This is a genomic window from Proteus sp. CA142267 (assembly GCF_003336825.1).
Lineage (GTDB): Bacteria > Pseudomonadota > Gammaproteobacteria > Enterobacterales > Enterobacteriaceae > Proteus > Proteus terrae.
The window spans coordinates 22115-35782 of record NZ_QPMG01000001.1 but is presented as its reverse complement, the minus strand read 5'-3'; the positions used below and the strand labels follow the sequence as shown (position 1 = coordinate 35782).

Sequence of the window (13668 nt, the reverse complement as noted above, 5' to 3'; positions counted from 1 at the left end):
ATTTATTCCAAACTGGCGTGAGGTAAGGTACGAATAAGCCGAGTGAAAACGGTTTCTAATATTGAACGAGGTGTCGCGATATTAATGCGGAAAAAACCATCCCCAACCGCACCAAAACCACGCCCCCAACTCATTTCCACTTCGGCTAATGAAACAAACCAATGTTTTAGTTGTTCTTCAGATAACTGCATTTTTTGGTAGTTAATCCATAGCATGTAGGTGCCATGACTTTGAGTGATAACCCAATCAGGAAAGTAACGTTCACATTGTTCTTTTACCCATTGTCGGTTATCAGCAAGATACGTTTTTAATTCACCAACCCATTGTTGGCCCTGTAAGGTGTAAGCTTGTAAAAAAGCGGGAACTGAGAAATAACCCGGATTATGAATACCCGCAGCAATTAAGCATTGTTTGAATTTTTCACGATATTCAGGATTGGCAATAACGATATTGGCAACTTCGAGTCCGGCTAAATTGAATGTTTTAGCGGGAGAAGTACAAATAAAAGAGTGTTGTTTTACATAACTATTTACTGATGAAATAGGGTGATAAGTTGCTCCATCAAAAACAAAATCAGCATGTACATCATCAGAAATAATAAAAACCTGATATTTCTGTGCGAGTTCCGCTATTTTTAATAGCTCACTTTTTTGCCATACCGTTCCTGTTGGATTATGTGGTGATAGTAAAATAAAGCAGACAGACTGTTTAAACTTACTTTCTAAGTCATCAAAATTAATTTCATAATAACCGTCACGATACATCAACGGGCTTTCTAATAGCTCACGTTGATTGACACAAACCGCATTACTAATAGGATGATAAGCAGGTGATAAGGTTGTGACTTTATCACCAACGCGTGTGAAGTTTTGAATATAAAGCGAGACTGCTTGAATAATGCGAGGGCAAAAAACAATAGATTCAGGCTCAACAACCCACTGATATTGCGTTTTAAACCAATTTACAGCAACGTTATTCCAGTCATGGCTAAGGTCGGTATAGCCATAAATTCCTTTGAGATTAAATTCAGTCAATGCATTAATAATAAAATCAGGCGCAGGAATATCCATATCTGCAACAGATAACGGAATAACATTGGCGTTACTATTACACCATTTTGCGCTATAGGTATTTTGCCTAGAAATTAATTTATTAAAGTTATTCTGATACATGAAAAATCTCCTCGGCAACCGTGTTTAAAAACAAAATACTCGTTGTTATTAACATTGGTTATTCCTATTTTTTACTTTGCTATTACGAAATTTGGCTTGTGTGATAGTAATCACATAGCGATGAAAGCAAGTTCTAGCAAAATTAAAGCTGTGGTTTAATGCCTAGCAGGGTAATTAGGTAGAATAAAATGAAAAAAGATAAATACTTTCGTATTGTGCTGTTATTCAACGCTAATAAAGTCTATGACCGACAAGTGGTTGAGGGTGTTGGAGAGTATCTTCAGGCATCACAATGCCATTGGGATGTATTTATTGAAGAAGATTTTCGCACTCGGCTTGATAATATAAACCATTGGATTTGTGATGGTATTATTGCTGATTTTGATGATCCGATTATTGCTAAGCATTTAAGCCAATCACCATTAACGGTTATTGGTGTCGGAGGCTCTTATCATCAAGAAGAAAATTATCCTCCCGTTCCTTATATCGCTACTGATAATTATGAATTAGTTCAACAAGCCTTTTTGCATTTAAAACAGAAAGGACTTAAGCATTTTGCTTTTTATGGTTTACCGGCAAAAGATCATCCCCATTGGTCTAATGAACGAGAGCATGCATTTCGACAATTAGTTACCAGCGAAAAATATCCAGGTATTGTTTATAACGGCATGGATATTACACAAGAGAATTGGCAACACGCACAAAATCGTTTATCCGATTGGATACAAACTTTACCACCACAAACTGGAATTATTGCGGTCACCGATGCAAGAGCACGACACTTACTGCAAGTTTGCGACAATTTAAATATTAATGTGCCTGAAGAAATAAGCATTATCGGTATTGATGATGAAGATATGACACGTTATTTATCTCGCATTGCATTATCTTCTGTTGTGCAAGGTTCACGACAAATGGGGTATTTAGCAGCCAAGCTATTACATCAAACGCTGGAAGGGTATCCAACCAATAAACAACAAAGAGTGTTGGTTCCACCTGTTAAAATAGTCGAACGCCGCTCAACCGATTTTCACTCATTTAACGATCCTACCGTTGTGCAAGCTATGCATTATATTTATTACAATGCCTGTAAAGGGATAAAAACAGAGCAAGTTTTAGATGCGGTTAATATGTCGCGTTCTAATTTAGAGCAACGGTTTAAAAAAGAGATCGGTAAGACAATTCATACCGTTATTTATGAAGAGAAACTCAAACGCGCTCAAAATTTATTAGCCACCACAACACTCGCAATCCAAGAAATATCCGTGATGTGTGGCTATCCTTCATTGCAATATTTTTACTCTATTTTTAAAAAAGAATTTGGTATGACGCCGAAAGAGTTTAGGGATGAGTAAAGAATTATATTAAATATAATTAGTTTACTTTCGAAATAATTTAAAAAATTAATATTTGATTTTAAATTAAGAATATATAACATTCATAATTATAATAAATAAACGTTAAGGAATGTGATATGTTTAAAGCCTTTCATCCAGAAAAGGATATCTTAATTAATGATAAAGAATATATTGAATTCACTCTAGAAAGAGGATATCAAATAGTTAAGGATGCACCTAAAGCACGTTGTCCGATCTGTAATCAAGAAATGAACCTAATAGCAGGAAAAAATAAAGATAATGGCCATTTTCGTCACAGAGAAAATTCCTGCTGTCCTACTATAGAAATAAATAATGAACGATATCTTTACCTTTTCAGAGGCGATAGAAATGATGAAGTCCAAATAGAAAACAAAGATTTCACTAAAAGAAACATTCGCAATATATATAGTAAGGTTAAAGAAATCACACCGTTTTTAGATTATCAAGAATTTATGGAAATTCTAAAAGAAGCAAGAAGAATTAATATATATGGATATGCAAAATTAAATCCTGCATATCTTCCATATATTTTTGTCACTTTAATAAACTTCTTACCTAATAAAAGCTATAAAAAGCAAAGAAAACTGAAATTTATATTTTTTTATAAATCGGGAATTAATAGTATTGATGAATTATGGATTAATAGAGGAGATTTATCTAAATTATTCAGGATTTCATACCAAAATAACACCGCAAAAAAAATAACTAGAATAAACATTAATACTGATTATTTAAATGAAAATAATGAATTCCTAACTGACAAACAAATAGAGTATTTAAATAAATTTATTTAATAAAAACTAACGCTTCATATTTTTTAATATCAAATGAAGCGTTCTAAAAAAACCAATCCCTCAATTTCTACGGCTATTCGCCCAAGGATCACAATCAGGGTGATCGATAATTTCAATCAAATCATCAATATCAGCTTCGAGAGAATCAAGATAGAGCGCCTCCACTTCAGCGCGTGCCCAAGGGGTTCTGCGCAAAAATTTTAAACTTGATTTCACGCTAGGATCACTTCTAAAGCAGTTAATTTTGATAAGTTGACCTAATTTAGCCCAACCATATTTAGCCACCAGTGCATTGACTTGCATTTCGAGAGTAACGCCATGCAAAGGATCTTTAGAAACGTGTCCGGTCATTACTATTACCTACAATGAAATAGAAGAAGCAGTGCAGAGTACAAGAAAGCCGTGAGAGTGGCAATAAAATCAGCTGAATAAAATAGAGATGATGTGTTGTCATCCAGTATGACTCGTAATATAAAAGATTTCCCATTTGTTTGTTTTGGAAAACTATAAGCAAACAGATAGCCAGAAGCGGGGATTTCTTTTATTAATTAAAAATCATAAAATAGTGAACGTTGGGAATTTATAGGTCGAAAAGCACCTCAAGATATTCGCGATCGCTATGTTGGAAAAATAATCAATTATAACCGTAGTTATAGTAGTCCATTTGTCAGAATTGGAAAAAACAACTAATTTCAGATAAAGAATAAAATAGAAATATAAATAGCAATTTATATTTCTATTTTGATCACCAGTCAACATCAGCTTATTGTGTTAGGGCTACTTAGTGGTTAGAAATTGCCTATCAAGCTGGTGGAGAATTAAGCCTACGCAGTCTTGTGAAATTCGAAGTGAATTTAATCAATGGTATTTTTTCGATAACGCCACATATGGGCAAGTGCAATATCGCTGTTAATCAGTATTGTGGTTTTAATTCCACTTTTATTCACTTTTAAAGTGCCTAACCCTAATTTCAGTATCAAAAATAAGCAGGCTATACGCTATTTTTTTAAAATAGATAATTGCACTCATTTCAATGATTATCGAAGTGTTTTACCTTTTTTATCAATACACTCATAATCACCCAATAAAGGAGAATACTAATGATTGCAGTAATATTTGAAGTAAACATTAAACCGGGAAAGCACGATCGTTATTTATCTTTAGCGGCTGATTTAAAGCCATTACTAAAGGATATTGAGGGATTTATTTCAATAGAGCGTTTTCAAAGTTTATCAACCGAAGGAAAATTATTATCACTTTCTTGGTGGGAAAATGAAGAGGCTGTTTTGCAATGGAAGAAAAATATTTTACATAAAAGAGCGCAACAAGAAGGACGAGAGTCTATTTTCGATTTTTACAAAATTAGCATTGTTTCTTTGGTGCGTGAATATTCATTTGATGCAGAAAGTCTGTAATTAAATAGACTTATGAGCTTACTACAATCACATTATGACACCATTAATAACATGCTATCAAAGGGCTTAAATTTAAAATGGCTAAATCAGAATATCAACACACTGTAGAGTCAGCAATCGCTGCTGTGGGTACTGCGATTGCTGATATTTCCAGAGTCAAAATACTCTGTGCATTAATGGACGGAAGGGCGTGGACAGCGACTGAGCTGGGTATTGTGGCTGATATTTCTGCCTCTACAGCAAGTAGCCATTTATCAAAACTACTCAGTAGTAACCTTATTTCTGTCATATCCCAAGGTAAATACCGTTATTTCCGATTAGCTAACGATGAAATTGCCAACGTTATTGAAAACTTAATGAGTTTTTCAACCGACCATATTTCACAAGCCAAAATCACAACACCTAAAAACTTAAGAAAGGCACGAACTTGCTATAATCATTTAGCAGGTGAAGTTGCTGTCGATATTTACCATTCACTTTGTCAGCAAAAATGGATAACAGAAGATGGCTACGCTATTACAACACTAGGTCTTGAGCGATTTAAAAATATGGGGATTGAATTTCAAGCAAAGCATTCTCGTAATATTTGCTGCCCATGTTTAGATTGGAGTGAACGTCGTTTTCATTTAGGTGGACAAATTGGTACTTCTTTTCTTAATTATGCAGAAACGCAGGTATGGTTAACACGACATCAAGGATATAGAGAAGTGACTATCAGCGAGAAAGGTTATAAAGCGTTGGCTCAACACTTTAATATAGAAAAGAGATAGACTGTATTTGAAAAATAAAAAAACCGGTGACTCAAATCAGGTAAGGGTACTTATCCAATGAAGCATTTGATTCTCTTCATGGTGATAGGAGATAACCACATTTAGTAATTTTATCTACCATCAATGTTTGGGTAATAAACTAAAATATATGTGATTGTAAGCTATGTACTATAAGCGTACGATCATTGATTTAGGTGGCAAATTTAATGAATAATGTAGATCTTTTATTTAACAGATTATCCAAATCAACTTTTCGACAAAAGTTTAAATTAGGGCCAAAAGAACGACAATACTGTATTGATAAAGGCTCTGATACCATCGATCAACACGCTTTAGATTTTATTCAAGAACGCTTAGCTGCTAAAGAACCCAAAAATGATGGTAAGCAAACTCCAATGCGAGGACATCCTGTGTTTATTGCTCAGCATGCCACGGCGACTTGTTGTCGTGGATGTTTAAAAACCTGGCATGGTATAGAAAAACATCGTCAATTAACGGAAGAAGAGCAAACATATATTGTTCAAATAATTCATCGTTGGCTAGTTAATCAAATGAATTCTTAAATTAATCAATAGAGTTAGATAATACGTTTCTTAACACGTATCGGAGGCAAGAGGGCTTTAAAAGCTAAATCCTTGAAAAGAACCATCTCATGATGGTTGTTTTATTGGCTATTATATTCAATTTAACATAATATACATTATGCGAACCTTGGTATCTAAATATGGATAGGCACTGAAATCTCTATTTTAGGCTGGTTGATTATGTTGGTTGATTCTTAACTTAAAGCTTATTCATCAATGCTTTTGTTACAAACGAACTTAGACTGGTTATTTTATTTGATAAACAACGAGAGATTTTAAATTTAAGACGAGATATCAAATATGACCGAGAAAGACCGTATTTTGATCATTGGCGCGAACATATAACAGATGGTAAAAATGTAACAAAAGATAAACTAAGCTCTATTAACTTTATAATAAATAAGAAAAAGAAGAAAATCAAAAAATTAAAAAATTAAAAAGAGATAGAAAAGCACTAAAACCTCTGTGAGAGAAGTAAAATCCCCTCCCCATATCCCTTTATATTGTCATATTCCTATCCGTGTTATTGATGGGCATTTGACACCAAACAAAAATATTGCAGTGCATTACTTCTATAATTACCCACTTATTTATTTACACAGATGTGGTCACATGGTTAACAAACTGAATCTTAACTGGCCTGAATTTTTAGAAAAATACTGGCAAAAGAAACCTGTTGTATTGAAAAATGCATTTCCTAATTTTGTCGATCCTATCACACCAGATGAACTGGCAGGTCTGGCAATGGAGCCAGAAATCGACAGCCGTCTTGTCAGCTTAACTGACAACAAATGGCAGGCAAGTCATGGTCCGTTTGAAGATTATAGCGGATTAGGCGAAGAAGGATGGTCGCTACTAGTACAGGCCGTCAACCATTGGCATATGCCGTCAGCTGAGTTAGTGAAACCGTTCCGTGTATTGCCTGAATGGCGTCTTGATGATCTGATGATCTCCTATTCAGTACCCGGAGGCGGTGTCGGACCACATATTGATAACTATGATGTTTTTATCATTCAAGGAATGGGACGCCGTCGCTGGCGTGTCGGTGATGCCCTGCCAATGCGTCAGTTCTGCCCACATCCGGCATTACTACATGTTGATCCGTTTGAGCCAATTATTGATGTGGAAATGGCGCCGGGAGATATTCTGTATATTCCACCTGGATTCCCTCACGATGGCTTCACTTTCGAAGATACCATGAACTATTCTGTCGGCTTTCGTGGACCAAATGGCCGTGATTTACTGAGTAGTTTTGCAGACTATGCGCTGGAGCAAGATCTGGGCGGGATAAATTATGGCGATCCTAACCTAACTGTACGTGACAATGCAGGAAGAATGGAAACTTATGAAGTTGAACGCCTGCGTGCCATGATGATTGAAATGATCAACAAGCCCGGTGATTTTGAACAATGGTTAGGCCGTTTTGCCACTACACCACGTCATGAACTGGATATCGCTCCAGCAGAACCACCATATCAGCCTGAAGAAGTATTGAGTGCTCTGAATGATGGTGAAAAACTGATCCGATTGAGCGGACTGCGCGTCCTACGTATCGAAGATAATTTCTTTGTAAATACAGAATCTTGGACTACCAAAGAAATGAAGGGAGCAAATGCACTATGCCAGTTTACAGAAGTTGGAAAAGATGAACTCGGTGAAGCACTGATGGACTCAGCCTTTGTTGCGGAATTAACTGAATTTATCAATCAAGGGTATTGGTACTTCGAAGAATAGGCCTTATCTGCGGAATATGATAAAACACCTGCTTGCGGGTGTTTTCTTTTATCGTTTCCGCCCTTCTTCTTTCTCAAATCAGATGGTATTGGCTTAATTGCAACAAGAAAACCTCGCTTTAACGAGGTTTTTATTACCGTAAAAATAGAGTTAATAGACTCTTTTATACCAGCCTATTTCCTTTTTCATCGACAACATTTTGCCCATCTTCTTTTGAAAAGGCACCTTTCTGTGCTTGTGAAAGAATATCTAAAACAACTTCAGAAGGTCGACATAATCGCGTTCCCAATGGTGTCACAACAATAGGTCTATTGATTAATATTGGATATTGCAGCATATAATCAATAAGTTGCTCATCAGTCGCATTAATATTATCAAGATCTAATTTATCATAGGGTTCAACATTCTTTCGTAGTAATGCCCTAACCGAAATTCCCATATCAGTGATAAGTTTCTCTAAAACATGCTTAGAGGGTGGCGTATCAAGATAAAGGATAATTTCAGGCTCTACACCACTGTTGCGTATCATTTCAAGCGTATTTCGTGAAGTACCACAATTGGGATTGTGATAAATTACAATGCGATTCATATTGTCACCACTAATTCATTAATGTCAGTCTAAGCACTAATGCAACCAATGTTACTGTTAGCACTGGGATGGTCATAACAATGCCCGTTTTAAAATAATATCCCCATGTAATGGTCATATTTTTTTGCGACAAAACATGCAGCCACAATAATGTCGCTAAACTTCCTATTGGCGTAATTTTGGGGCCCAAATCTGCACCAATTACATTGGCATAAATCATTGCCTCTTTAATTAAACCCGTAGCATTACTGCCTTCAATGGATAAGGCACCAACAAGAACCGTTGGCATATTGTTCATAATTGATGATAGAAATGCGGTGATATATCCCGTTCCTAAAGTTGCAACCCATACACCTTTGCTTGATAGGAAATCGAGAATTTCTGACAGATATTGAGTCAAACCCGCATTACGTAATCCATAAACAACAAGGTACATGCCAAGGGAAAAAATCACGATTTGCCAAGGCGCTCCTCGTAAAACTTTTCGAGTATTAATCGTCTTTCCTTGTGCTGCAATAAACCACAAAATTACGGCACCACCTGTAGCAATGGCACTAATTGGAATACCCAAAGGTTCCAATATAAAAAAGCCAAATAATAAAAGAAGTAATACCAACCAACCTGCTTTAAATGTTTTTACATCTTTAATTACTGTCGCAGGTACCGCTAATTTAGAGATGTCATATCGCTGAGGAATATCTTTGCGGAAAAACCAATGCAACATAATTAATGTCGCGATAATAGCGGCAATATCAACGGGGATCATCACAGAAGCATATTCTGTAAACCCGATATTAAAGAAATCAGCAGAGACGATATTGACTAAATTTGAAACAATTAAAGGTAAGCTTGCTGTATCTGCAATAAATCCTGCAGCCATAACAAAAGCTAGTGTTGTACCTTTACTAAACCCAAGCGCTAACAACATTGCGATCACAATAGGTGTTAAAATAAGTGCAGCACCATCATTGGCAAAAAGTGCCGCAACGGATGCCCCTAGCAGGATAATATAGCTAAATAAAAGACGACCTTTTCCGCCGCCCCATTTTGCAACATGAAGCGCAGCCCATTCAAAAAAACCACTTTCATCAAGAATAAGGCTAATGATAATAACAGCAACAAATGTCGCGGTTGCATTCCAGACAATATTCCAAACCACAGGAATATCTTGGAGATTAATGACACCTAGTAATAGTGCGATTAATGCTCCTATTGTTGCACTCCAACCGATCCCCAATCCTTTAGGCTGCCAAATAACAAAAGTAATTGTTAGAACAAATATTAATACTGCAATAAGCATAAAAACCTCTCACAGAAGACCTATCATACAGATATGTCATATCTGTTTTTTCATATATGTTTAATTAAAAAATTTATTCAGAACAACAGATAGCCGTTTCTTTCTTTTCTATAGATTGAAGCAAACCTGCTATTTTATTTTTCTCTGTCTCATAGGTGACTTCAATAATATTTTTCACCCAAGGTAATAATGTTGGAGACAAACGATAGTGAACCCATTTCCCATGCTTAGAATCAAGTAATAGTCCGCTTTCCCGTAACATAGCTAGGTGACGAGACGTTTTTGGTTGGGATAAATTTAGGGCAGTATAGATGTCACAAACACACAACTCACCAGATGCTTTTAGTAGCAACACAATATCTAGCCTTGTTTGATCACTTAATACCTTAAACAATTGCAACGGTTCCATATTTGCTCCTTTTTTTGATAAGCTCCAACCTACACCTGAAATATATATCTGTCAAACCGTATGTGTTTTGTTCGTTATTTTTACTTAACTCCCCCTCTTAAAGAAAGCACATCCTGTTGACTTATATCAAACTAACCAAAGTTAAACGAATCGATTCACCTTATTGATTCGTTACATCCTTGACTTAATAACCTATGGAGGGAAAATGCACTAATACTTTAATTTATCTAAATAATAATCTGATATTGGAAGGTTTATCATGAGCTATCGTATGTTTGATTACTTGGTACCGAATGTTAACTTTTTTGGTCCAGGTGCTATCTCTGTTGTTGGCGAACGTTGCAAATTATTGGGTGGTAAAAAAGCCCTGCTGGTAACGGATAAAGGTCTACGAGCAATAAAAGATGGCGCCGTAGATAAAACTATCGGTTATCTAAAAGAAGCGGGTATTGATGTTGTCGTATTTGATGGCACTGAACCTAATCCCAAAGACACTAATGTGCTTGAAGGTCTCGCAATGTTCCGCAAAGAACAATGCGACATGATAATTACTGTGGGTGGCGGTAGCCCACATGACTGTGGTAAAGGTATCGGTATCGCTGCGACTCATGAGGGCGATCTTTACAATTATGCAGGTATTGAAACACTAACAAATCCACTTCCACCGATTATTGCAGTGAATACAACTGCCGGTACAGCAAGTGAAGTCACCCGCCACTGTGTTCTGACCAATACCAAAACTAAAGTTAAATTTGTTATTGTAAGCTGGCGTAACCTCCCTTCTGTTTCTATTAACGACCCACTGTTAATGCTTGGCAAACCAGCAGGACTGACTGCTGCAACGGGTATGGATGCATTAACTCACGCAGTTGAAGCTTATATTTCTAAAGATGCAAACCCTGTCACTGATGCTTCAGCGATCCAAGCAATTCGTTTAATTTCTCGTAACTTGCGTCAAGCTGTAGCCTTAGGGACAAATCTAAAAGCTCGTGAAAATATGGCTTATGCTTCACTTTTAGCAGGAATGGCATTTAATAACGCTAACCTTGGTTACGTTCATGCAATGGCTCACCAATTAGGTGGTTTATATGATATGCCACATGGCGTAGCTAATGCGGTGCTATTACCACATGTACTGCGTTATAACCTGATTGCTAACCCAGAAAAATTTGCAGATATTGCTGAGTTTATGGGTGAAAACATCACAGGGTTATCAGTGATGGATGCGGCTGAACGCGCTATTGCAGCTATCGCTCGTCTATCTGCAGATATTGGTATTCCACAACATTTAGGTGAATTAGGTGTGAAAGAGTCTGATTTCCCATATATGGCAGAAATGGCACTTAAAGACGGTAATGCATTCTCTAATCCTCGTAAAGGTAATGAAAAAGAGATCATTGAAATTTTTCGTCAAGCATTTTAAGGTTTCAGTATATGACCCGTTAATAATATTGTGTTAACGGGTTTTTTAACAATTTATACATCACAAATCCTATCCGTTTAAAATTCTTTCCATTTTATTTTATATTCTAATGGCACTAATTCTTTGTTAAAAACTCTCTCGTGATAAATAACCCTTCCATCAAGTCGCCGTTGAGGCACTGTTGCAACATCGGTATCAAAAGTGGCGTGACTCCAATCTTCTTTGATTAAGCCTCGCCGCCATAAGCGGTAATATCGATTTGCTTGTGACTCTAATTTATTCTCTTTTAAAATAACTGATAGTGGTGCAAATAGTTGTTGTGAAAGATGATATTTTTCCATCAACCAGCGTTTATTTCTTTTAATTAACTTTCTTTTCATCGTTATTAGCTCTGTTTCCCTTTATACTATTCTTATCTTAAAATAACTTATTGAAAAAGAAATGAAGATTTGTATTATGGGCCCTTCTGGAGCAGGAAAAACAACATTATCTAAGCAACTTGCAACCGCGTTGTCTTTACCTGTATATCCGTTTGATGCCATTTATTGGGATATGACTGGAGATGAATTTCATAAAAATAGTGAGGACTTTATAACATCTCAAGTAAGTGCCATTAAAGAAACAGATAAATGGATCGTTGAAGGTGCTTACGACAAACGTTTATTACCCTTTCTTAATGACTGTGCTGTTATTTTTAGAATAGACATTCCTTATTGGAGACGTGTTAATTACTTAATGAAGCGTTTATTTATTAATAGAATTAAGCGCCAATTACCTAAAGAAACGTTAGTAAATACGTGGAAACTTCTTCGCTTTTCAAAGCAATATAATAAACGCTTAGATGCTTTTTTTAATAATCATCCTGAATTATCTTCAAAAGTGATTGTTATTCATGATATTTCTTTATGTGTGGAAATATGTAATAAGCAACTTGAAAATAAAAAGAGCCTAAATAATTTTGTTTAGGCTCTCTTTGTTTTTATGTTTATTAAAGTGCTTTAGATGGACAACATAATTGTTTTAGTCCTTTAAAAACCCATAATAATGAGTGCCAAATCAGTAATAAGATAATTAAATTAGCAAAGATAAATAGTGCTGTTGAGAGTAACTGCATAAAATGACTATTAGATGTCATACTCATATTTAATGAAGCTTTTGCCAATGCAGATACACCGAAAGAGAAACTCCAAAAAGGTAATGAAAAAGGCTGTTTAACAAACCAAGGAATTAATCTCACCATAAATAGAAGCTGTAAAAGGCCATAGCCTAATAACATTTTAGCGAAGAAATCGATATGATTGTCATTGATAGCCAAATAAGCGCTACAAGCAACTAAAGCTGGTGCTAATTGAATACCAAATGATAGCCGTGATTTTTCATCCATTAGCCCTTCACTGCGTATTCTTTTTAAAATAGCAGGTTCTAAACTTAACCAAGAAAATACACCGGCACCGAAAAATAAAACACCCAGATCATTAAAACCCAATGCACCACATGCCATAGTGCAAATAAAATTATTCGCAACTGTGGGTAAATATAAGACCGGTGTCGTCGCCATTTTAGGATATTCACCCTTCCATTGATAACCAATTAACCAACTGGAATACCCTAACTGAGCAATTGCTCCGATGCTAAACAGTATCAGAGAAAATAACGGTAAATATGGGCTTAGTCCTATCGAGACTAAGACTGTCGTTGCGGGAAATAAGCTAGTAAATCCACTGGCAACAGGATGTTTAATTTCATCAAGAATTGCTTGTCGATGAAATAGCCATTTACTCAGTAAAAATAGTGTAAGTGTTAACCAAACCAAGCAACCTACGCCAATAAATATTTCTCCAATATAAGACGGATAGCTGTGCTCCTTTGCTGCATAGCGCCATGCCATCCCAGTACCAATCATCCCTAATACAACACCAAAATAACCCGATGCAAATTGTGAAGAGAGTATTTTTAATTTATTTATCAATATCATATTGTTAAGTTAACTCATATAAATGACATAATACATTGATGCTTTTCTTCTGAGCATCAAATAATAATATAGATAATAAAATTTATTTTGATTAAATGCATTTAAAATATATGTTATGAGTATT

15 protein-coding genes are annotated in these 13668 nt (G+C 35.7%); 8 read left to right on the top strand and 7 right to left on the bottom strand.

What is annotated here, in order from left to right; genetic code table 11:
• Window positions 1-2: 2 nt before the first annotated feature.
• Window positions 3-1172: a MalY/PatB family protein gene (locus C0T34_RS00190; protein WP_109849478.1), complete on the bottom strand. Its 1170-nt coding sequence runs from the start codon at window positions 1170-1172 to the stop codon at window positions 3-5.
• A gap of 188 nt (window positions 1173-1360) precedes the next feature.
• Between C0T34_RS00190 and C0T34_RS00185 the strand changes: the two genes are divergently transcribed.
• Both C0T34_RS00185 and C0T34_RS00180 read left to right on the top strand, forming a co-directional pair.
• Entirely contained in the window at window positions 1361-2527 is a 1167-nt protein-coding gene (locus C0T34_RS00185; RefSeq protein WP_098942914.1) for a XylR family transcriptional regulator, read from the top strand.
• A 119-nt stretch (window positions 2528-2646) separates the two neighbouring features.
• Window positions 2647-3345 carry a hypothetical protein gene (locus tag C0T34_RS00180; protein WP_109849477.1) on the top strand — a complete coding sequence of 233 codons (699 nt, stop codon included), beginning with the start codon at window positions 2647-2649 and terminating at the stop codon, window positions 3343-3345.
• A 60-nt stretch (window positions 3346-3405) separates the two neighbouring features.
• Here the strand turns inward: C0T34_RS00180 and C0T34_RS00175 are convergent, their stop codons facing one another.
• Window positions 3406-3696, bottom strand: coding sequence for a VF530 family protein (locus C0T34_RS00175; protein WP_098942917.1), 291 nt, complete (start codon window positions 3694-3696; stop codon window positions 3406-3408).
• A 749-nt stretch (window positions 3697-4445) separates the two neighbouring features.
• On the opposite strand from C0T34_RS00175, the gene C0T34_RS00165 reads away from it, so the two are divergent.
• From C0T34_RS00165 to C0T34_RS00150, 4 genes are all read left to right on the top strand, one after another.
• Entirely contained in the window at window positions 4446-4760 is a 315-nt protein-coding gene (locus C0T34_RS00165; protein WP_109849476.1) for an antibiotic biosynthesis monooxygenase, read from the top strand.
• 77 nt (window positions 4761-4837) lie between these two features.
• A complete protein-coding gene (locus C0T34_RS00160; protein WP_109849475.1) occupies window positions 4838-5530 on the top strand; it encodes a helix-turn-helix transcriptional regulator in 693 nt (230 codons plus the stop codon).
• Window positions 5531-5736: 206 nt separating this feature from the next.
• Window positions 5737-6093, top strand: a complete 357-nt coding sequence (locus tag C0T34_RS00155) for a DUF4186 domain-containing protein (protein ID WP_098942923.1) — start codon at window positions 5737-5739, stop codon at window positions 6091-6093.
• A gap of 633 nt (window positions 6094-6726) precedes the next feature.
• On the top strand, window positions 6727-7848 hold the full coding sequence (locus C0T34_RS00150; RefSeq protein ID WP_109849474.1) for a cupin domain-containing protein: 1122 nt from the start codon (window positions 6727-6729) through the stop codon (window positions 7846-7848).
• Between the two features lie 163 nt (window positions 7849-8011).
• Here the strand turns inward: C0T34_RS00150 and arsC are convergent, their stop codons facing one another.
• From arsC to C0T34_RS00135, 3 genes are all read right to left on the bottom strand, one after another.
• On the bottom strand, window positions 8012-8437 hold the full coding sequence (gene arsC / locus C0T34_RS00145; protein WP_098942927.1) for a glutaredoxin-dependent arsenate reductase: 426 nt from the start codon (window positions 8435-8437) through the stop codon (window positions 8012-8014).
• 10 nt (window positions 8438-8447) lie between these two features.
• Window positions 8448-9737, bottom strand: coding sequence for an arsenic transporter (locus C0T34_RS00140; protein WP_109849473.1), 1290 nt, complete (start codon window positions 9735-9737; stop codon window positions 8448-8450).
• 73 nt (window positions 9738-9810) lie between these two features.
• Entirely contained in the window at window positions 9811-10146 is a 336-nt protein-coding gene (locus C0T34_RS00135) for a metalloregulator ArsR/SmtB family transcription factor (protein ID WP_098942931.1), read from the bottom strand.
• Between the two features lie 259 nt (window positions 10147-10405).
• Here C0T34_RS00135 and dhaT point away from each other — a divergent pair, with 259 nt between their 5' ends.
• Window positions 10406-11569, top strand: a complete 1164-nt coding sequence (dhaT, locus tag C0T34_RS00130) for a 1,3-propanediol dehydrogenase (protein WP_098942933.1) — start codon at window positions 10406-10408, stop codon at window positions 11567-11569.
• Window positions 11570-11646: 77 nt separating this feature from the next.
• Here dhaT and C0T34_RS00125 read toward each other — a convergent pair whose 3' ends face one another.
• A complete protein-coding gene (locus tag C0T34_RS00125; protein WP_098942935.1) occupies window positions 11647-11949 on the bottom strand; it encodes a hypothetical protein in 303 nt (100 codons plus the stop codon).
• A 61-nt stretch (window positions 11950-12010) separates the two neighbouring features.
• Here C0T34_RS00125 and C0T34_RS00120 point away from each other — a divergent pair, with 61 nt between their 5' ends.
• Window positions 12011-12535 (top strand): AAA family ATPase, encoded by a 525-nt coding sequence (locus C0T34_RS00120; protein WP_109849472.1) that lies wholly within the window; start codon window positions 12011-12013, stop codon window positions 12533-12535.
• A gap of 22 nt (window positions 12536-12557) precedes the next feature.
• Here C0T34_RS00120 and tehA read toward each other — a convergent pair whose 3' ends face one another.
• Entirely contained in the window at window positions 12558-13544 is a 987-nt protein-coding gene (gene tehA / locus C0T34_RS00115; RefSeq protein ID WP_109849471.1) for a dicarboxylate transporter/tellurite-resistance protein TehA, read from the bottom strand.
• Window positions 13545-13668: the final 124 nt, after the last annotated feature.